Genomic DNA, 20,152 nt, shown 5'->3' on the forward strand with positions numbered 1-20,152 from the left:
TTCATCAATTGGATTTCATACGGCTGAAGAAACCGTGGTTGCGAATACCTGCAAATAAATTGAAAAGTCCGATTAACAAAAAGACAGCCCCAATGACTACACGAACGGTTGAGCCGCTGAAAAGCAGCATTTGAATGAATGAGATGGCAATCATCATAATTCCCATGCTCATGTTCATCTTTGCAGCAAAGAGACCGCGAAGCTTATGATCGGTCTGGCTTCTATACTTGAAGCTGAAATAGACAGAACCGAACAGAGTTAATACGATGATAGCCATAAGAACGGTTTGGGTAATTTGAACAAACATAAGAGGTCGGACTCCTTCGTAAGGGAATGTTTATACTTTAGCGATTTTTATGAATAAAATCAATTATTCTTGTGCTCTTCAATAGAGTTAAACGTATGGAGAGGAGGGAGAACGGGATGAGCGGATTCGTGCATCTGCATGTGCACAGCGAATATAGCTTGCTGGATGGCGCGGCTCGTATTGAGGAGCTGGCAGCTGGCGCAGCGAAACTGGGGATGTCGGCCCTTGCCCTGACCGACCATGGTGTCATGTATGGTGCAATCCCGTTCTATCGGGCTTGTCTAGCCAATGGCATCAAGCCGATTATCGGCTGCGAAGTATATATGACAGCTGGTTCCAGGCTGAATAAAGCTTCCCGCCAAGATAATCCAACCTATCATTTGATATTGCTGGCTAAGAATGAGGTTGGGTACCGCAATCTGATGCGCATTTGCTCGAATGCTCATCTGGAAGGGTTTTATTATAAGCCTCGCACGGATATGGAGCAGCTGGCGCGTTATTCGGAAGGACTTGTGTGCCTCAGCTCTTGTTTAGGCGGAGAAGTTTCCCAGCATTTGCTGCATGATCGCAAAGATGAGGCGAGGGCAGCGGCGGAACGATATCGCGCCATTTTCGGTGACGATTATTATCTGGAGCTTCAGGATCATGGCTTGTTGGAGCAGAAAAAAGTGCTGCTCGCGATGATTGAGCTTAGTGAACTGACAGGTATCCCTCTAGCGGCGACTAACGATGTACATTACATTCACTCTTCGGACCAAGTGGTTCAGGATGTATTAATTTGTATCGGCACAGGCAAGACGTTAGAGGATTCCGAAAGGTTGAAGTTCCAGACGGATCAATTATATTTGAAAAGCGCCGAAGAAATGGCCAAACTGTTCTCTTTTGTCCCAGATGCCCTGACGAATACGCTCAAGATTGCGGAGAAGTGCGAGTTGAAGCTGGAATTCGGCCGTTCGATTCTACCTCAATACCAGCCCATACCGGATCTTTATGAGGGGCAAGCAGCGCGTTATCTGGAAGCTCTCTGTCGGCAAGGGCTTGAAGCTAGATATAAAGATTATGAGGGCTGGAATACACCAGACTCGGAACACCGCACATTAGTTGAACAAAGACTTCAATATGAGCTGGGCGTTATTAGCAATATGGGCTTCTCGGATTATTTTTTGATTGTGTGGGATTTCATTCGTTATGCTCACGAGCATGGCATTGTTACAGGACCGGGAAGAGGATCCTCAGCAGGCAGTCTAGTCGCTTATGTGCTGCGTATCACGGATGTCGATCCGATTCGTTATGGGCTGTTGTTCGAACGGTTCTTGAACCCGGAGCGGGTGTCCATGCCTGATATTGATATTGATTTCAGTGATGAGCGGCGCGACGAAGTTATAGAATATGTCGTTCATAAGTATGGCCAAGAGCATGTGGCTCAGATTATCACATTCGGTACGATGGCGGCCAAGGCTGCTGTTCGGGATGTGGGACGTGTCATGAATTTGCCTTATGGGGAAGTAGACCGCGCGGCCAAGCTAATCCCGGCCCAGCTTGGGATGACGATCGAGGAAGCGCTCAAGGTGAGTGACGAGCTTAAGGAGCTCTGTGTGAAACAGCGAAGCACAGGGGACTTGATCGCAATGGCCAGGAAAGTGGAGGGGATGCCGCGTCATGCCTCAACACATGCTGCGGGGGTCGTCATATCTCGTGAGCCCTTAACCAATTATGTGCCGTTGCAAGAAGGTACTGAGAAGGTAGCACTTACTCAATATTCCATGGAGCATCTGGAAGCGGTCGGCCTTCTCAAGATGGATTTTCTTGGTCTTCGGTACTTATCGATCATTGAACGGACGATGAAATGGGTAGAAGAGCGGCATGGAATCCGCATTGATTTCAGCCGCATTCCGGACAATGACCCCAAGACGTATGAAATGCTGAGCCGAGGGGACACAACAGGAATATTCCAGTTAGAATCAGCTGGCATGCGTCGCGTATTAAAAGATCTGAAGCCAACCGGGTTCGAAGACATTATATCGGTAGTGGCGCTATTCCGTCCGGGTCCAATGGAATTCATTCCGAAATATATTCAAGGAAAGCATGGACTTGTCGAGATCGATTATCCTCATGAGTCCTTGAAACCGATACTGGCCGATACATACGGCATTATCGTATATCAAGAGCAAATCATGCTAATTGCTTCCAAGATGGCCGGCTTCAGTCTGGGTGAGGCGGATTTGCTGCGCAAAGCGGTGAGCAAGAAAAAGCGTGATGTGCTTGACGAGCAGCGTGCGAAATTTGTCAGCGGGAGTCAGAGCCAAGGATATGCTGTCGAGGATGCCAATAAAGTATATGACATGATCGTACGGTTTGCCGATTACGGCTTCCCTCGAGCACATGCAACTGCCTATGGTGTTCTGGCGTTCCAGACGGCTTACTTGAAGGTCCATTATCCAGTGGAGTTCATGGCCTCCATGCTGGCTTCGGTTATGGGCAACCATCGCAAGGTGGCTGAATACGCGGATGAAGCGAGGCGCATGGGCATTCAAGTGCTGCCGCCTGATGTGAATGAGAGCGGTGTCCAGTTTACCCCGGTTGGCGGAGTAAGACGAGGAGACGGTGAAGAAAATTCAGATGCTGATGTTCGGGAGCAGGCTATTCGATTTGGACTAGCGGCGATTAAGAATGTCGGTGTACAGGCGATGGAGTCGATTATCAAGGAGCGAAGAGATTCTCCATATGAGAACTTGCTCGATTTCTGTCGACGCATTGATCTGCGTGCTTGCAACAAACGGGTTCTGGAGTCGCTAATCCAAGGGGGAGCTGCGGATTCGTTGCCAGGTCATCGTTCTCAATTGATTGCCATATTGGATGAAACCGTTGAGGCCGCACAGAAATGGAAAAAGGAACGCGAGGACCTTCAGCTCCATCTGTTCGGGTTCACAGAGGAAGTGAACTGGAGCATGGAGTACCCTGAAGTTCGAGCTTATGCTCCCATGCAGCAGTTGGATCTGGAGCGGGAGCTGTTAGGCCTCTATTTATCCGGACATCCGTTGGATACTTATGAAGAGTTGACGCGAGAACTGGATACAGACGCCTTGCACGAGCTGGCAGAATACCCGGATCAACAAGAAGTGTGGACTGCAGGTATGGTGGTGTCAACCAAGTCCGTCATGACCCGTAAAGGAAAAGCGATGGGCTTCATTGAGATCGAGAATAGAATCGCTCGAGCCGAGGCTGTTTTATTCCCGGAGGCGTGGAGCAAATACAGCTCGCTGCTGAACAAAGGAGCGGCTTTGCTGGTCAAGGCGAAGCTGCAGCATCAAGACGAGGACGTGAAGCTGCTCGTCGATCAGCTGTATTCCCTGGCCGCGCCTGATCTGGCGCAGCAGGTCGCCGCGCAGCGCCGCCCTGCTGCATCGCGCCAACGCAGCGGCCGCAGCGCGCCAAGCGTCGCCAGCGCCGCTGCCAGCGCGCCCGCCGCGGCGCCCGCGCCCGCGCCGGCAAGCGCGAGCACGCGCTCGGCGCCAGCCGCAGGCGGAGCCCCGGCGGGCTCGCCTGGCGATGCGCCTGCGGCGCACAGTGCGCCCGCTGCTGCGAAGGCGCAGCGGCTGTACGTCAAGATCGCGGCGGACCGTGAGACAGCCGCGATCTTGACAAGCCTGCAAGCCGTGCTGCGCGAGCACGACGGCTTCATGCCGGTTGTGTTGTTCTACGAGCGGGAGCAGAAGCTCCGGGCGCTTGGCGAACAATATCAAGTCAAGCCGTCCCCGCCGCTCATTCAGGCTATCGAAGTCATCATGGGCGAAGGGGCTGCCCGCGTGAAATAAACATGTCTATTTTATTTAAGAACATTTGTTATTCCTTCCGCATACATTTGTAAAACCACGGGTTGTCACATGAGTGTGAGCAGACTGTTTTATAACCCGTTTTCGAGCTGAACGCCCTTCGCGGCGCAGCCGATTTCCATACAAATGCTTGCTTATAAAGCTCGTTATGAAGTGCTCGACTTCGTAAAAGCTTAAAGGGAGGAATACACATGTCGAACCAACTGGCCCTGCAAATGCTTGCCAAACGCGGTGTCACCCTGAATGATATTGCCGAGATCGTGTTAACGCTGCAAATGCCCTACAACAACACATTAACCAAAGAAGAGTGTGCGGAGAGTGTTCTGGCAGTCCTGAATAAAAGAGAGGTTCAATTTACTTTATATACGGGAATTGCATTAGACGAGCTTGCGGAACGTAAGCTGCTGCCTCATCCTTTGCAGGCGATTATGGAGCACGACGAGCCGCTATTCGGTGTCGACGAGACGTTGGCGCTCGGGATTGTGCATGTGTATGGGATGATCGGGCTAACAAGCTTTGGATACTTGGATAAAAAGAAGATGGGTATTATTCGCGAACTTAACAATCATGATACGAGCATTCACGTTTTTTTGGACGACTTGGTAGCAGGTGTGGCAGCTGCTGCATCCGCGCGTATCGCACATCAGAACAAAAATGTAATGGAATATTTGTCGAAACAATCGGAAGCCGCTGATATCTGAGTATAGGTCTCTATCCGCTTGGTTGCGGGAAAAACAATAGTTATGATATCATTATGGCAATGTATCGGCTTGAGTGGGGTTTCAGGGAGGTTTATAAATAGCCATGTGGACTGTAATTTATATTGCTCCTACTGTTAAGATTGCAGAACGTATAAGGAATAGGCTGACGGATGAAGGGTTCCTGGTACAATTGCGTCCGATCAACCTTTCGAAGAGTCAGTTCGAGATATTGGTCCCTGAAGGCGAGTTGGAAGAGGTTCAAGAAGTGTTGAATGCGATATTACATGGATGATCAACGGTTCAACCGCGCGGTCTGATAACGGATTGGTGAGGTGTAGCAGTGTTAAAAGATATTTTTCAGAAGAAGCGGAAATACGCAACCATCCCCTCGGAAAAAACGAAGCGCGAAATACCTGAAGGCATCATGAGCAAATGCCCGAAATGCGGGAAAATCCAGTACAGCAAAGAGCTTGAGAAGAACCTCAAGGTTTGTACGGAATGCGGCTATCATCACGGACTTGGTGTGATGGAACGGATTGAATATACATTGGATGATGGACGGATTTTTGAGTATGACCGCGATATGGTGTCGGAAGACCCGCTCCAATTTGAGGGGTATAAGGAGAAGCTGGCCCGTTCGATGGAATCGACTGGACTTCGCGATGCTGTAATAACCGGAGAAGGGACGATTGGCGGCTTTCCAGTTGTGATAGCCGTCATTACGTTTGATTTCTTCCAAGGAACGCTAGGTTCTGTCGTAGGAGAGAAGATTACGAGGGCCATAGAAGCGGCCATACAAAAAGGATATCCGCTCATCATATTCTCTACTTCCGGTGGCGCCAGAATGCAGGAGAGTATTCTTAGTTTGATGCAGATGGCGAAGACAAGCGCAGCTATTTCACGTTTTCACGAAAGTGGAGGCTTTTTCGTTTCGGTCATTACCGATCCTACATATGGTGGGGTAACGGCAAGTTTTGCCATGTTAGGGGATATTATTATTGCAGAGCCTGGGGCTCGTTTTGGATTTGCAGGACGCATGGTTGTGGAGCAGACCATTCGCCAGAAACTTCCGGATTATTTCCAGACTGCAGAGTTCAATATGGAGCACGGACAATTGGATAAAGTCGTGCACCGCAAAGAATTGAAGACCACCTTGGCCAAGCTGATCGAGCTGCATACGGTAAAAGGAACGAAGGGAGCAAGCGTACATGGCTGAAATGCCTTTTGAACGTCCGCTGGCAGAGCTGAAGGCCAAGATCGAAGAATTGCGTCGATTCGGTGCGGAGAAGCAGATCGACTTCTCAGACGAGATTGCCAAGCTCGAAGAAAAGTACATCAAGCTCGAGGAAGAGATGTACGGCAGCATGTCAGCTTCCCAGAAGCTGCAGATTGCGAGACATCCTCAACGGCCTAAGACGCTGGACTACATCCAAAGTGTTTTTTCCGATTTCATTGAGCTGCATGGGGATCGCGTGTATGGGGAAGATATGGCTATTGTAGGTGGAATTGCCAAATTGAACGGAATACCCGTCACGATTGTAGGTCATCAGAAGGGCAAGGATACGAAGGATAATATCGCTCGTAATTTCGGCAGTCCGAATCCAGAAGGATTCCGTAAGGCACTTCGCCTTATGCAGCAGGCCAATAAGTTCAAGCGTCCGATCATCACCTTTCTGGATACAAAGGGAGCGCATCCTGGTAAAGAAGCTGAGGAGCGCGGTCCTGGTGAAGCGATTGCTCGCAGCATGATGGAAATGGCCGGTTTCGGTGTTCCTATTATTTGTATTGTGATTGGTGAAGGCGGTAGTGGAGGGGCATTAGCACTAGGCGTCGGGAATCGGGTACTGATGATGGAGCATTCTGTTTACTCGGTTATCTCACCAGAGGGAGCCGCTACAATTCTGTATAAAGATGCTTCCTTGTCGCTCAAGGCTGCAGAAGCTATGAGAATAACAGCGGACGACTTGTTGAGTTTTGAGGTTATTGATGAAATTATTAGTGAGCCCAAAGGCGGAGCGCATCGTGCACCTGAGCAGCAATATCAGACGATGAAAGAAGCGATTTGGCGTCACTTGCAACAGCTTATGAATATGAACGATCAGCAATTGCGAGAAGACCGTTACCAGAAGTTCAGAAAAATGGGCAGGTTCACGTTTCCGCAAGAGCTTGTCGAGCAAAGATAGAATAAAGGAACGTACTCCCCGCAAAGAAATGGATCTGAGGTATACGATCCTATCCTCCTTGCGGGTGATATTATTTAGGAGGCCACTCACAACCATGCGTAAAACTAAAATTGTATGTACTATCGGACCATCCAGCGAATCCCTGCCTATGCTGAAGCAACTTATAACAGCAGGAATGAATGTAGCACGCTTGAACTTTTCACATGGAGATTTCGAAGAACACGGCAACCGGATACGCAATATTCGTCAAGCTTGCAAAGAATTGAATTGCACCGTGGCGATCCTCTTGGATACCAAAGGTCCAGAAATTCGCACAGGCAAATTACAGGCCGATTCTTATGAGCTTGTTCAGGACGAGCATATTGTGCTGACTACCGAAGATATTATCGGGGATAACAGACGTCTCTCGATTACGTATAAGGAGCTGCCTAACGATCTACATATCGGGTCTACGATTCTGATCGATGATGGTCTAATCGGACTAACGGTTGTTGATATTCGCGGAAGCGAGATCGAGTGCCGGATTGTTAATGGCGGGACGATCAAGAGCAAGAAGGGCGTCAATGTGCCAGGTGTCAAAATATCCCTTCCTGGTATTACCGAGAAGGATGCAAACGATATAATATTCGGAATTGAGCAAGGTGTCGATTTCATCGCCGCTTCATTCGTGCGCAAAGCAAGCGACGTTCTTGAGATTCGTCATCTGCTTGAGCGTTATGATGCGCAGCACATTCAGATCATTTCGAAGATTGAGAATCAAGAGGGCGTTGCGAATCTGGATGAAATTCTAGAAGTGTCCGACGGTCTGATGGTTGCACGCGGAGACTTGGGTGTGGAGATTCCTGCTGAAGAAGTGCCGCTTGTTCAGAAGAACATGATCAAGAAAGGTAATTACGTAGGCAAGCCTGTTATTACAGCGACCCAGATGTTGGATTCGATGCAACGCAACCCGCGTCCAACACGTGCGGAAGCAAGTGACGTAGCAAACGCCATCTTTGATGGTACGGATGCTATCATGTTGTCAGGGGAGACGGCTGCAGGTAAGTATCCGATTGAATCGGTTCAGACGATGTCTAGAATTGCAGAGCGGGCTGAACATGCTTTGGATTACCGCGAGATGTTCGTCAAGCAGAGCACAGCGCAGCAACGCACCATCACAGAAGCAATTAGCCAATCTGTTGCCAATTCTGCATTGGATTTGGAAGCCAAAGCGATCATTACCCCAACCGAGAGCGGTTATACGGCTCGGATGGTATCCAAGTATCGTCCGAAGTCATCGATATTGGCCGTAACACCAAATGAGCAAGTGATGCGCCGCTTATGTTTGATCTGGGGTGTAATCCCGATTAAGGGCGAAGACGCGCACAATACAGACGAGATGTTCCAGCTTGCCGTCGACAACTCGATGAAAGCCGGATTGATCCGCTTAGGTGACCTGGTCATTATTACAGCAGGCGTTCCAGTAGGCCGTTCAGGGACTACGAACCTGATGAAGGTTCACCATGTAGGCGAATTGATTGCCAAAGGACAAGGCATCGGCAGCCAGTCTGCAACAGGTAAAGTCGTTGTAGCGCGCACGTCCCAAGAAGCAGTGGACAAAATGACACCTGGAGCTATTCTTGTAATGGTCGCTACTGACAAAGAGTCGATCCCTGCCTTCGAGCAGGCTTCTGCCGTTATTACCGTGATGGGCGGAATTACTTCCCATGCGGCTGTTGTGGGCTTGAGCTTAGGCATCCCGGTTATTGTCGGAGTTAACGAAGCTATGAATCTAATGTATGACGGCATGGAAGTAACGGTGTACTCGGAAATCGGTGTCATTTACACGGGACAAGCTAAAGTATTATAATTAGTTATGACATACAATAATTAACAATCCTATATTCTGTCATTCGATTATTCGGTCGCAAAGCATGCGCCGTTCCATTGAGGGTTTATTCCCTTATGGAACGGTTTTTTTGTGTCATTTTAGAAGTTAAGGGAGAGTGGATGGATGTGGTAATTGGTGTTGGGTTTGAGCAAGCTTATGAGGAATGGTTCAAGGAACAGATCCAGGAGCGCACAAAGAATGGAACTGCTGAGAGCAATCGCAGATTAGAGACAGGTCACGCACATGCAGAGAAAGAAATGTTGAAGCACATATGGTGGCCGGCATTCAGTAGCTTGAAGTGGCTGCATGCGGAATATGAAGTAATTGACTATAAGGAAGGACCACGTTATATTGACTTCGCTTATATTCGTCCGCCATTCAAAATTGCGTTTGAAATTGATGGTTTTGGACCTCATGTACGTGACTTATCCCGACGTCAGTTCTGCGATCAATGGGTACGCCAGATGCATTTGATCAATGATGGATGGATTGTGGTGAGAATAGGTTTCGATGATGTTAAGGAACGTCCACGCATATGGCAGCAACTTTTACAGCAAATGATTGGGAGATTATATGGGGATCTTTCAGAACATGAGAAGATTACGAACTACGTTGAGCGTGAGGTGATTCGGATGGCGACACGCGAGGGCAGAGCAATAAAATTGAAGGATGTGGAGTTGCTTTTGGATTGTGGTTACAGAAGTGCAAGAGCGATAATAAGCAGTTTAGAGATTAAGGGATTTTTGACACCGAATGGAGGGAAAAAAGAGCGAGTTCATTCCTGGGTTTTGACAATAAATAGTAAACCCTCTCTGTAGGTCATGCTCGTGTTCAATACATGATTGTGAAATATGATTTCGGAATTTAATTGCGTAAAATGCAACTAAATTATTATGGGTTATCATTTTACTAGAAATAGTTGCGGAAAATACAATTAATCATAGAAATCTCTACTCATGTAAAGAGAAACGACTAAATAGTTGTAAAATACGCAATTAATCCCTCTTCCATTGACTTTTTATTCATTTAGATGCCGAAAATGCAACTAATCTCGCTATGTGATGATAGTATTGCGCATGGAATTATAAAAATGGTCCAAGTTATGGTGTTTAAAGTATTTCCGATATACAATATGAGAAAAGTTGATGGTATGAAGTTACTTTATGGTTACTAAGAGATACACAGGATCAGGGGCTGATAATTATGGAGCAGCAATCGCGCTGGTTTACACACCGACTAAGAGTCCGCTATCAGGAGACAGACCAGATGGGGGTCGTATACCACGCCAATTATATGAATTGGTTCGAGATTGGGCGCACGGAGCTGATCAGGGAGCTGGGATTACCCTATAAGAAGTTGGAAGAGGCTGGCTTATTCCTGCCCGTTATTGAGCTGACGTCCAAGTTTCGCGCGCCGGCGAGGTATGACGATGAGGTTGCAGTGTGGACGAGAATCGTTGAGTTTAGCTCACTTACCATAAGATTCGAATCGGAGATTCGAATGGCCGTCACTAGCCAGGAACTGTCCGTCAAGCCTGCTGACCCGATTCAATTACCAACGGGGGAGCTGCTCGTCAGCGGCGGAACCAAACACATATGGCTCAATCGAAGCTGGAAGCCAGTACGAATTCATAGTGAAGCGCCGGAATTATTTGCGTTGCTTGAGCAAGCGTTCGGCGAACTCTCGCAATAAATCGACAGACCGTCCGGTCGCAGTGACGGACGGTCTGTCGATTCTGAAGCAACTGGAGAATAGCTTACCTAACCCTTATAATAGGGATAAAGAAGAGCTTAATTATGCTTCTACTTAAAGGGGATGAGTACCTATGCAGCGCATCGTACTTTTGCTATTTATCCTTGTTCCTGCACTAGAGCTTGCCGGTTTATTCGCAATGGGCAATTTGATTGGCGGCTGGCAAACCTTTGGATTAATCATTCTATCCGGGTTCGTTGGCGCTTTTTTGGCGAAGCGTGAAGGACGCAAGGTGTGGAGGAACGCTCAACAACAGCTGGCTATGGGCCAAGTTCCTGGACAATCGATTCTAGACGGCATCTGCGTATTCGCAGGAGGACTTTTTCTGCTGACTCCAGGCTTCTTGTCCGATACGATGGGAATTCTGCTGTTGTTACCCATCACCCGTCCATTTTTCCGAACGCTCTTGCTTGGGTGGATACGTAAAAAGTTAGCTAGTGGCGGAACAATTACTTTCTTTCGTAGTTAAGGAATTCATATCCTGTTATTCCCAGCGATCACATAGTTCCACACATCGCGGAACACATTTGCCCGGTGAAAGGCCATCAACAGAATGAGGGTAACGGGACCGATAATAAGTCCGACGATACCGAACAACTGAAGGCCGATGAATAAAGCAATAAGAATTGCAAGAGGGTCCATTCCGACACTTGTTGCCAGCACCTTGGGCTCCAGAATTTGCCTGGCCACCAGAATGACCCCGTAAAGAACACTAAGTCCAATTCCCAAAGTGAGGTTTCCTTGAATAAAAACGATAATAATCCAGGGTACCATTACCGCTCCCGTGCCTAAGTAGGGAAGCAGATCAACGAGACCGATCAACAATCCAATCGAGATCGCGTAAGGTACCTGCATGATAAGCAAGCCTATTATTACAAAAGCTGCTGTTATGGAGATCAGGATAAATTGTGCACGCAAGTAACCGAACAGAGCTTTTTGTAAATCTCCCCAAATGGTCCCGCCAACCAGTAACACTCTGTCCGGGATCCAAGAGGCCACTTTTTTCTTGATCCGATACCAATCTTTACTGATAAAGAAAGCAGCTAATAGTGCAATAATAAGAATGGTTGCAAAATTAGGCAAGGATTTGATCAGGGAGACAAGTCCATTTAATACTAGTCCAATCAAGGCTGAGCCGGCTGAAGCCAGTTTAGTTCCGGTTGAGGATAGATTCTCGTCAATTGTGCTCTGATACTGCGGGTTATCATTGTAAAAGTTATTGATCCGGTCGATGAATCCCTGAAGCATGTCCGAATTGACAAATTCCACAAACTTGGATTTCCAGGAATCGATATTATTCTGCAGGTAAATGGACAAGTCTGAAATCTCATACACGATGTTCGTTACTAGAATACCAACCAGAGCAGCTGTAGCTCCAAGGAAGACCAGAAGTGAAATCGTAACAGCTAGCCACCTAGGCATGCGAGCCTTCTTTTGCAGACCGTGAACAAAGGGATTCATGATATAAGCGATTAACCAGCCGATCAGAAACGGGTAGACTAGCGGCGTAACGAAATACAAGAACGCAGCGCCTGCAAGCACTAACAGAATAACCCATATTCCCCTCCATATTTGTTTCTGCAGCATTATATCCATCCCTAGTCTCCTCACAGTAAGGTCATGGCATTATTTTACCATATGACGAATGAGGTGTGAAACGATTACAAAATTCGACTTAAATTTCACATAAATTTAACATAGCGATAACACAGACCCTCCATAATGAAGGTAGGACTATTGGACGGAGGAGCGATTATGGGGAATCTTATGCTGAAGGTGAGACCTACCAAAGAGAGCAAGGAGCAAGTGGCCATGTACATCAACCGAGATTTGAGCTGGATCGAGTTCAATCGCAGAGTTTTGGCTGAAGCACAGGATCCTACAACGCCATTATTAGAAAGAATCAAGTTTCTGTCGATCGTGTCCACCAATCTGGATGAATTTATGAGTGTGCGGGTAGCAGGTCTAACAGATCAACTCAAAGCGGGTTACACCAAGACCGATTTCACAGGATATACGCCGGAAGGCTTACTGCGCCGGATCATGAAGCGAACGGATAAAATGGTGCAGGAGCAATATAAGTCGCTGCGGGAGCTGTCTCGTTCTTTGTCCAAGGAAGGCCTTGTATTCACAACTTACGAGGATCTTAATATTTCGCAAAAGAAACAGATGGACATATATTTTCACGATATCGTATTCCCTGTTCTCACACCAATGGCGGTAGATCAGAGCAGGCCCTTTCCGTTAGTGCACACCCTTCAGCTGTATCTGGCCGTATTATTGCAAAGGGAAAACGAGATCCCGGAAGAGGAGCCTTATTTTGCCATTGTACAGGTCCCTTCTAACTTAACACGCACCATTCGAGTCCACGGGAGGGCTAATAGCAAGAGACAGGATTTCATTCTATTGGAAGATCTGATTGAAGTTCACATTCATACGTTATTCCCAGGCTATACTTCTACTGCTGTACATCCTTTCCGAATCACACGGAACGCCGACCTTACCCTAAATGAGGAGGGCGCAGAGGATCTTTTAGAAGAAATTGAGAAAGAGCTAAAACGCCGCAGATGGGGATCTCCAGTTAGGCTGGAGGTCGCGAAAGGTTTTCACCCCTATGCAATGGAAGTGTTGAAGGAAGAATTCGAAATTGGGAACAATATATTCGTCATTGATGGTCCGCTTGATTTGAGCTGTTTGATGAAATTTTCTGTCGATCTTCCAGGTTTTGACTCCTTGCGTTATCCGAAGCTTGAACCTGTATATCCTAGAGAATTCGAAGAAACGGAAGATTTGTTCAGCGTACTCCGCGAACGGGACATGCTGCTGTATCATCCTTACGAATCGTTTATCGCGGTTGATGACTTTCTTGAAGAAGCTGCTCTAGACCCTGCCGTCATGGCGATCAAGATGACCTTGTACCGGGTTAGCGGCAATTCCACACTCATTCAATCGCTTTCCAGAGCAGCAGAAGCCGGCAAGCAGGTAACCGTGGTCGTGGAATTGAAGGCTCGATTCGATGAAGAGCGCAATATTGCCTGGGCTCGCAAGCTAGAGAAGTCAGGTTGCCATGTTGTATACGGGTTAATCGGGTTGAAGACACATGCCAAAATTACGCTTGTTGTGAGGCAAGAAGAAGAAGGCTTACGCCGTTATGTCCATGTTGGGACAGGGAATTACAATGGCAGTACTGCGCGTATGTATACGGACATAGGATTATTCACTACTCATCCGGATGTTGGAGATGATGCTTCCGTCCTGTTCAATGAGATGACAGGTTACTCCGCTCCGCATGATTGGAAGGCGTTCGGAGTCGCTCCCGCTGATATGAAATCCAAGCTGTTCGAGCTGATCAAGAGAGAGTCGGTTAATGCTGCAGCCGGCAAACCAGCTCGGATCATTGCCAAGATGAACTCCTTATCCAATCAAGAGATGGTGGATCAATTGTATGAAGCTTCCAAAGCAGGAGTGAAAATTGACTTGATCGTGCGAGGGATATGCTGCTTAAAGCCAGGAGTACCAGGTCTCAGTGAGAATATTACCGTTCGCAGCATTGTGGATCGATTCCTGGAGCACTCGAGAATCTTTTACTTCGAGAATGGGGGAGAGCGTGAAGCATGGTTGTCCAGCGCAGATTGGATGACTCGTAACTTAACCCGAAGAATCGAATTGATGTGTCCCGTATTTGATTCAAAGCTATGCCAAGTTGTGATTCGAATTCTCGAATTGAGTCTGATGGATAACGTAAAAGCGCGAATACTACAGCCTAATGGCCAGTACTCGCGCCCTGAAGGCGAATTGCCTCGATTCAGGAGCCAATTCGCAGCTTTGAATATTAAGACTTGGAAGCAATCCGGTCCGAAACTTTAAGGCGCAAACCCCAAGATTTATTGAAGTCTTTGGCGATTCTCTCCAGCTCGCGCAGCTCAATCAAAGGCTTCTGATCGAATTGCAGCAATAATTGCAACGTATGCTGATTCACTGTGGCTGTGACGTCTTGAACAGGCTGAGTTTCACTTCGGTCCAACGCGATCGCGAGGTGCAAGAGGGAACCGAGCCTCTCGATGAGCTCTGAATCCCCATCATGCAGCAGTTCTTTGTAAGGCTGCATAAGTTGTCGGTTCCGGCTCTTGGACTTATAGGCTGCGATCAGTGCACATACTATAATTTCTCGGTGAGATAAGCCGTCAATCCGTGAGTTGGCCATAAGGTAGAACGTATGTTTATAGTAGCTGTAGTAGTGAACCGTAACGCCGATCCGATACAGCAGCGCAGCCGTTTGCAGGAAACGACGGGCTCTTATTCCGTAAGTATCGTCTAGACTCAGGTCATCGAACATCTTTGTCGCGAGCCTGTGGACATGCTCCACATGGGCAAGCGGTACGGCTGGATGAAGGGCTAGCAAGTTGAGCACACTGTAATTCAATACATCGGCGCAGATCGGCGATTCTGGATATACCGTTTCGAAGAATAAGCCGTCTCGAAGTCCCGCGCCGCTCACTACATAGTGGGAAGCCCCTATATACGCGAATACGGTGTGCAGGATGAGCAACCCCGGAATAATAATATCAGAACGGTCATTGGACAATCCATCGACTTTTTTACGTTTGTCGGCAGACAAAGTAGGCAGCCATTCCAATAACTGTTCCACTCTCTCTGCTTGAATCACATAGTTGTGAGCCGTGTCTAATGCATATTTAAATTGCTTTTGGTCGATTTTACACAGTGAACGTATCGTTCCGCCTAGGCCAATTAACGGAAAGCCATTATTACGCTGGCTTCTCAGCCACGGCTCGGCTTCAAGCGCATGCAGCACCCTTGTGCGCAGCTTGGCTGAATTCTCCTTACTTAGGCTGCCATCATTCTGTGTGTATTGCTTGGCCATATTGACTGCGCCGAATGGCAGCGAGATGCTGTGAAGGAGCATTCGATTGACGAAGAGAGAAACTTCGGTACTGCCCCCGCCAATGTCGACGACGAAACCATTTTGAACATCAATGGTGTTGATCATACCCACGAAGCCGAGTCGGGCTTCCTCTTCACCTGACAGAACTTCGATCGGAAAACCTGCTTGTTGTTCGAGAAACTGTCTGACTTGATTGCTATTGGCGGCATTGCGGATTGCAGCAGTAGCTACAGCTCGTATCGTTTCAACGCGGTGTACGCGACACAACAATCGGAAATCTTTTAGAATGCGAACGATCGGCTCCAGGCTTTCTAGAGGGATTATTCCTTCCGTATTCACTTTCTCACTAAGTCTTGCCGGGTGTTTGCTTTCATCTATTACATGGTGTGCATCAAGGCCTATTTGTTCATAAATCACAAGTCGGATTGAGTTAGATCCAATGTCGATGATGCCGCTGCGCTTGCTTTTCATCAAATTCAGCCTCCTTAGCGCAAATTCCACATTTATTATACCAAAAAATCTTTATTACTCTGATAATGAAGTTTTATGTCTCATTTTCTTCACTTCTGGCCTCAAATCATTTATCATAGTACTGATAAGTATTTCTTAGCACCTTGCGCATTTCTTATCGGTTCTATTTATAGCTTACTGTTTGTTCACCATTTTACCATAAAGGAGCGATAAACGTATGACTGCAACTAAAGGTCTTGAAGGCATTGTAGCTACAACCTCTTCGATTAGCTCGATCATAGACGGAGTATTAACATACCGCGGAATCGACATCGACGAGTTGGCTGAGCATGCCTCCTTTGAAGAAGTAGCCTACCTGCTTTGGTACGGCAAGCTTCCTGCCAAGTCTGAGCTAGATCAGCTGAGAAGCCAATTGAACGACAACGCCGCTATTTCGGATTCTGTCATTCAACAAATCAAGCTGTACCCAAAAGGTACGAACGCAATGGCTGCTCTTCGCACAGCTGTTTCATCCCTTGCTCTGTACGATGATGAAGCGAATGATATGAGCTCGGAAGCGAATCTCCGCAAGGCAATCCGCTTGCAAGCTCAGCTTCCTACACTTGTAGCTGCTTTTGCCCGTATTCGTGAAGGCAAAGAGCCGATTGCACCTAAGTCCGGTGTATCGATCTCCTACAATTTCTTGTACATGCTTACTGGTAAGGAGCCAGAAGCCATTGCTGTTGAAGCTTTGGACAAAGCTCTTGTGCTTCATGCGGATCACGAGCTGAATGCATCTACATTCGCTGCACGTGTTACGGTTGCTACTCTGTCAGACATTTACTCTGGTGTAACTTCAGCAATTGGCGCCCTTAAGGGACCTCTGCATGGTGGAGCTAATGAAGCCGTTATGGCTATGCTTGAAGAAGTGGGCGGCGTGGATAACGTGGAAGCCTATATCTCCGGGAAGCTTGCTAACAAAGAGAAAATTATGGGCTTTGGTCACCGCGTATACAAGAACGGAGACCCTCGTGCGAAGCACTTATTGAAGATGTCCCGTGAACTAGGGAAAATTACTAATAACATGACTTGGTACGACATGTCGATCAAGATCGAAGATCTGGTAACTGGACAGAAGGGGCTTAAGCCTAACGTTGATTTCTATTCTGCCTCCGTATATACGTCGTTAGAAATTCCTCGCGACCTGTTCACGCCAATCTTTGCGATCAGCCGTGTTTCCGGTTGGACCGCTCATATCTTGGAGCAATACGAGAACAATCGTCTGATTCGCCCTCGCGCTGAGTACACAGGTCCTGTAAGTCAGAAGTACGTTCCAATCGAGAACCGCTAATCCGTTCAATCGATTATAATCACGAGTAAGATGTTTACCAATAGGATACCTTTTGCAAGGCAACGGGTGGTTGGGACGCACAAGATGTCTTATGACCCCCGTTCTTTTGCGGCCATTTTCCATAATAAATTCATGATTTACAGCTTTTCCAAAATATACTTATCTGGAGGGTACATTCCATGGCAAAATTCGAACAATATTCACTCCCAACTGAGGGCGAGCGCATTACGATTGAGAACGGCGTCTTACAAGTTCCTAATAACCCGATTATTCCTTTTATCGAAGGCGACGGGACAGGCCCTGATATTTGGGCGGCTTCCAAGCGCGTATTGGATGCAGCAGTTGAGAAGGCATACAAAGGCGAGAAGAAAATCGCTTGGTACGAAGTATTTGCTGGTGAAAAAGCATTCAACCAATACAACAGCTGGTTGCCTGCAGATACATTAACAGCCATTCGCGAATATATCGTCGCAATCAAAGGTCCATTGACTACACCTGTTGGCGGCGGTATCCGTTCCCTGAACGTTGCTCTTCGTCAAGAGCTTGATCTATACACTTGCTTGCGTCCGGTTCGCTACTTCGACGGAGTTCCTTCACCGGTCAAACGCCCTGAGCTTGTGGACATGGTTATTTTCCGTGAGAACACAGAGGACATCTATGCTGGCGTGGAGTGGCAGGAAGGTTCTGCAGAAGTGAAAAAAGTGCTCGAGTTCTTGCAAAAAGAAATGGGCGTTAACAAAATCCGTTTCCCTGAAACTTCCGGTATCGGCATTAAGCCAGTTTCCAAAGAAGGTTCGGAACGTCTTGTTCGCGCAGCTATTGAATATACTATTAAACATGGCCGCAAGAGCCTTACACTTGTCCACAAAGGTAACATCATGAAGTACACAGAAGGCGCGTTCAAGAACTGGGGTTATGAGCTTGCTGAGCGTGAGTTCGGCGATCAAGTATTCACATGGTCCGAGTACGACCGCATCAAAGCTGACAAAGGCACGGAAGCAGCAAACGCAGCCCAAAAAGCAGCAGAAGCAGCTGGCAAAATCATCGTAAAAGATGCAATTGCTGACATCGCTCTGCAGCAAGTATTGACTCGTCCGACTGACTTCGACGTAATCGCAACCTTGAACCTGAACGGTGACTACTTGTCCGATGCATTGGCAGCGCAAGTAGGCGGAATCGGGATCGCACCTGGAGCGAACATCAACTACCTGACAGGTCACGCGATCTTTGAAGCTACTCATGGTACAGCTCCTAAGTATGCTGGTCTTGACGTAGTTAACCCGGGTTCTGTAACATTGTCCGGTGTTATGATGCTGGAGCACTTGGGCTGGCAGGAAGCGGCTGACCTGATCTACAAAGGGATGGAAAAGTCGATCAACAACAAAACCGTTACTTATGACTTCGCCCGTCTGATGGAAGGCGCAACTGAAGTAAAATGCTCCGAATTCGCTAACCAAGTTATCAAAAACATGGAATAGCAACCCCAAAAAGTGAAGTAAAGCTTTGGAGCATAGTCCGAATACTTTTCGGGGGCCCCGTTTTCGACCCCAAAAAGTGAAGTGAAGCTTTGGAGCATAGTCCGATTACTTTTCGGGGATCCTGTTTTTCGACCCCAAAAAGTATAGCAATCAACTAATGAGGAGGTACTATGAAATGGCGATCAAACGCAGAAAAATTACAGTAGTAGGTGCGGGATTTACAGGAGCGACTACAGCTCTTATGTTGGCACAAAAGGAATTGGGCGATGTTGTCTTGCTTGATATCGCTCCTCTTGAAAACCCGACTAAAGGTAAAGCGCTCGACATGCTCGAGGCTAGTCCGGTCCAAGGGTTCGACAGCAACATCGTGGGTACAGCTAACTACGAAGATGCAGCTGACTCCGACATCGTAATCATCACTGCTGGTATTGCGCGTAAGCCTGGTATGAGCCGTGACGATCTAGTTGCGACTAACGCTGGTATCGTGAAATCCGTATGTGAGAACGTTAAGAAGTATTGCCCTGAATCTATCGTTATCATTCTTAGTAATCCAGTTGATGCTATGACTTACGCGGCATTCGAAGCTCTTGGCTTCCCTAAAAACCGCGTAATTGGTCAATCCGGTGTTCTGGACACGGCTCGTTATTGCACATTCATCGCGCAAGAGCTGAATGTATCTGTTGAAGACGTGCGCGGTGTCGTGCTTGGCGGCCACGGGGATGACATGGTTCCACTCGTTCGTTATACGAACGTAGGCGGAGTACCGATCGATAAGCTGATCCCGGCTGACCGCATTGAAGCTATCGTTGCCCGTACTCGTACAGGCGGCGGCGAGATCGTGAACCTGCTTGGTAACGGCAGTGCTTACTATGCTCCTGCAGCTTCACTCGTACAAATGACAGAAGCCATTCTGAAGGACAAGAAGCGTATCCTTCCTACCATTGCTTTGCTTCAAGGTGAGTATGGGTATGAGAACTTGTTCATGGGCGTTCTGACGGTTCTTGGCGGCGACGGCATCGAGAAAGTAATCGAGCTGGAACTGACTGCAGAAGAGAAAGCCGCTATGGACAAATCAGCTCAATCCGTACGCAACGTGATTCAAGTAGTAAAAGGTTAATCCACAGCTCCTATAAATCGAATTGTGAATAATAATAAGCCCTGGGTGAAATTGACACCTGGGGCTTGTTTGCATGCACAACACAACAGATTCTCTTCTATGCTTGATTTCCTACTACTCATACTCTCCAATTGCTTTGCTGTTTACCTTTCCCCTAAGCTTATTTCAAAGTTTCTCGTTGACGCTTTCTGGCGAATCGTAATAGAA

16 protein-coding genes are annotated in these 20,152 nt (G+C 47.5%); 13 read left to right on the forward strand and 3 right to left on the reverse strand.

Translation table 11 applies throughout. The features are described 5' to 3' along the window. Positions 1-4 precede the first annotated feature (4 nt). A complete protein-coding gene (locus tag AC58QD_RS17700) occupies positions 5-307 on the reverse strand; it encodes a YtpI family protein (protein ID WP_497335600.1) in 303 nt (100 codons plus the stop codon). A gap of 116 nt (positions 308-423) precedes the next feature. Between AC58QD_RS17700 and AC58QD_RS17705 the strand changes: the two genes are divergently transcribed. From AC58QD_RS17705 to AC58QD_RS17745, 9 genes are all read left to right on the forward strand, one after another. After that, positions 424-4,122 (forward strand): DNA polymerase III subunit alpha, encoded by a 3,699-nt coding sequence (locus AC58QD_RS17705; RefSeq protein WP_497335602.1) that lies wholly within the window; start codon positions 424-426, stop codon positions 4,120-4,122. Between the two features lie 209 nt (positions 4,123-4,331). Beyond that, positions 4,332-4,841: a phosphatidylglycerophosphatase A family protein gene (locus tag AC58QD_RS17710; RefSeq protein ID WP_497335604.1), complete on the forward strand. Its 510-nt coding sequence runs from the start codon at positions 4,332-4,334 to the stop codon at positions 4,839-4,841. 103 nt (positions 4,842-4,944) lie between these two features. Then, positions 4,945-5,133, forward strand: a complete 189-nt coding sequence (locus tag AC58QD_RS17715; protein ID WP_497335606.1) for a glutamate decarboxylase — start codon at positions 4,945-4,947, stop codon at positions 5,131-5,133. Between the two features lie 48 nt (positions 5,134-5,181). After that, positions 5,182-6,057, forward strand: a complete 876-nt coding sequence (accD, locus tag AC58QD_RS17720) for an acetyl-CoA carboxylase, carboxyltransferase subunit beta (RefSeq protein WP_497335608.1) — start codon at positions 5,182-5,184, stop codon at positions 6,055-6,057. Continuing rightward, positions 6,050-7,024, forward strand: a complete 975-nt coding sequence (locus AC58QD_RS17725; protein ID WP_497335610.1) for an acetyl-CoA carboxylase carboxyltransferase subunit alpha — start codon at positions 6,050-6,052, stop codon at positions 7,022-7,024. The genes accD and AC58QD_RS17725 overlap by 8 nt, the downstream gene beginning before the upstream one ends. Before the next feature lie 94 nt (positions 7,025-7,118). Continuing rightward, positions 7,119-8,873, forward strand: a complete 1,755-nt coding sequence (gene pyk / locus AC58QD_RS17730; protein WP_497335612.1) for a pyruvate kinase — start codon at positions 7,119-7,121, stop codon at positions 8,871-8,873. A gap of 95 nt (positions 8,874-8,968) precedes the next feature. After that, complete coding sequence (locus tag AC58QD_RS17735; protein WP_497335614.1) at positions 8,969-9,712, forward strand: putative endonuclease domain-containing protein; 744 nt, start codon at positions 8,969-8,971, stop codon at positions 9,710-9,712. Between the two features lie 385 nt (positions 9,713-10,097). Further along, on the forward strand, positions 10,098-10,586 hold the full coding sequence (locus AC58QD_RS17740; RefSeq protein WP_497335616.1) for an acyl-CoA thioesterase: 489 nt from the start codon (positions 10,098-10,100) through the stop codon (positions 10,584-10,586). Positions 10,587-10,719: 133 nt separating this feature from the next. After that, on the forward strand, positions 10,720-11,115 hold the full coding sequence (locus tag AC58QD_RS17745; protein WP_497335618.1) for an FxsA family protein: 396 nt from the start codon (positions 10,720-10,722) through the stop codon (positions 11,113-11,115). 5 nt (positions 11,116-11,120) lie between these two features. Here AC58QD_RS17745 and ytvI read toward each other — a convergent pair whose 3' ends face one another. Continuing rightward, positions 11,121-12,242 (reverse strand): sporulation integral membrane protein YtvI, encoded by a 1,122-nt coding sequence (gene ytvI / locus AC58QD_RS17750; protein ID WP_497335620.1) that lies wholly within the window; start codon positions 12,240-12,242, stop codon positions 11,121-11,123. Positions 12,243-12,401: 159 nt separating this feature from the next. Here ytvI and ppk1 point away from each other — a divergent pair, with 159 nt between their 5' ends. Beyond that, on the forward strand, positions 12,402-14,513 hold the full coding sequence (gene ppk1, locus AC58QD_RS17755; RefSeq protein ID WP_497335622.1) for a polyphosphate kinase 1: 2,112 nt from the start codon (positions 12,402-12,404) through the stop codon (positions 14,511-14,513). Here the strand turns inward: ppk1 and AC58QD_RS17760 are convergent. Beyond that, on the reverse strand, positions 14,479-16,020 hold the full coding sequence (locus AC58QD_RS17760) for a Ppx/GppA phosphatase family protein (protein ID WP_497335624.1): 1,542 nt from the start codon (positions 16,018-16,020) through the stop codon (positions 14,479-14,481). The genes ppk1 and AC58QD_RS17760 overlap by 35 nt on opposite strands. 217 nt (positions 16,021-16,237) lie before the next feature. On the opposite strand from AC58QD_RS17760, the gene citZ reads away from it, so the two are divergent. From citZ to mdh, 3 genes are all read left to right on the forward strand, one after another. Further along, positions 16,238-17,350, forward strand: coding sequence for a citrate synthase (citZ, locus tag AC58QD_RS17765; protein ID WP_497335626.1), 1,113 nt, complete (start codon positions 16,238-16,240; stop codon positions 17,348-17,350). 179 nt (positions 17,351-17,529) lie between these two features. After that, positions 17,530-18,828: an NADP-dependent isocitrate dehydrogenase gene (icd, locus tag AC58QD_RS17770; RefSeq protein ID WP_497335628.1), complete on the forward strand. Its 1,299-nt coding sequence runs from the start codon at positions 17,530-17,532 to the stop codon at positions 18,826-18,828. Between the two features lie 175 nt (positions 18,829-19,003). Continuing rightward, entirely contained in the window at positions 19,004-19,945 is a 942-nt protein-coding gene (gene mdh, locus AC58QD_RS17775) for a malate dehydrogenase (RefSeq protein WP_497335630.1), read from the forward strand. Positions 19,946-20,152 lie beyond the last annotated feature (207 nt).

The organism is Paenibacillus sp. J2R1T-4, assembly GCF_059692235.1.

Excerpts from the sequence above, each read along its gene's own strand:
- AC58QD_RS17715 (WP_497335606.1), top strand. The coding sequence starts at position 4,945 with ATGTGGACTGTAATTTATATTGCTCCTACTGTTAAGATTGCAGAACGT.
- AC58QD_RS17740 (WP_497335616.1), top strand. The coding sequence starts at position 10,098 with ATGGAGCAGCAATCGCGCTGGTTTACACACCGACTAAGAGTCCGCTAT.
- AC58QD_RS17760 (WP_497335624.1), bottom strand. The coding sequence starts at position 16,020 with ATGAAAAGCAAGCGCAGCGGCATCATCGACATTGGATCTAACTCAATC.
- citZ (WP_497335626.1), top strand. The coding sequence starts at position 16,238 with ATGACTGCAACTAAAGGTCTTGAAGGCATTGTAGCTACAACCTCTTCG.
- ytvI (WP_497335620.1), bottom strand. The coding sequence starts at position 12,242 with ATGGATATAATGCTGCAGAAACAAATATGGAGGGGAATATGGGTTATT.
- icd (WP_497335628.1), top strand. The coding sequence starts at position 17,530 with ATGGCAAAATTCGAACAATATTCACTCCCAACTGAGGGCGAGCGCATT.
- pyk (WP_497335612.1), top strand. The coding sequence starts at position 7,119 with ATGCGTAAAACTAAAATTGTATGTACTATCGGACCATCCAGCGAATCC.
- mdh (WP_497335630.1), top strand. The coding sequence starts at position 19,004 with ATGGCGATCAAACGCAGAAAAATTACAGTAGTAGGTGCGGGATTTACA.
- AC58QD_RS17710 (WP_497335604.1), top strand. The coding sequence starts at position 4,332 with ATGTCGAACCAACTGGCCCTGCAAATGCTTGCCAAACGCGGTGTCACC.
- AC58QD_RS17700 (WP_497335600.1), bottom strand. The coding sequence starts at position 307 with ATGTTTGTTCAAATTACCCAAACCGTTCTTATGGCTATCATCGTATTA.
- AC58QD_RS17745 (WP_497335618.1), top strand. The coding sequence starts at position 10,720 with ATGCAGCGCATCGTACTTTTGCTATTTATCCTTGTTCCTGCACTAGAG.
- AC58QD_RS17705 (WP_497335602.1), top strand. The coding sequence starts at position 424 with ATGAGCGGATTCGTGCATCTGCATGTGCACAGCGAATATAGCTTGCTG.
- AC58QD_RS17725 (WP_497335610.1), top strand. The coding sequence starts at position 6,050 with ATGGCTGAAATGCCTTTTGAACGTCCGCTGGCAGAGCTGAAGGCCAAG.
- AC58QD_RS17735 (WP_497335614.1), top strand. The coding sequence starts at position 8,969 with ATGGAACGGTTTTTTTGTGTCATTTTAGAAGTTAAGGGAGAGTGGATG.
- ppk1 (WP_497335622.1), top strand. The coding sequence starts at position 12,402 with ATGGGGAATCTTATGCTGAAGGTGAGACCTACCAAAGAGAGCAAGGAG.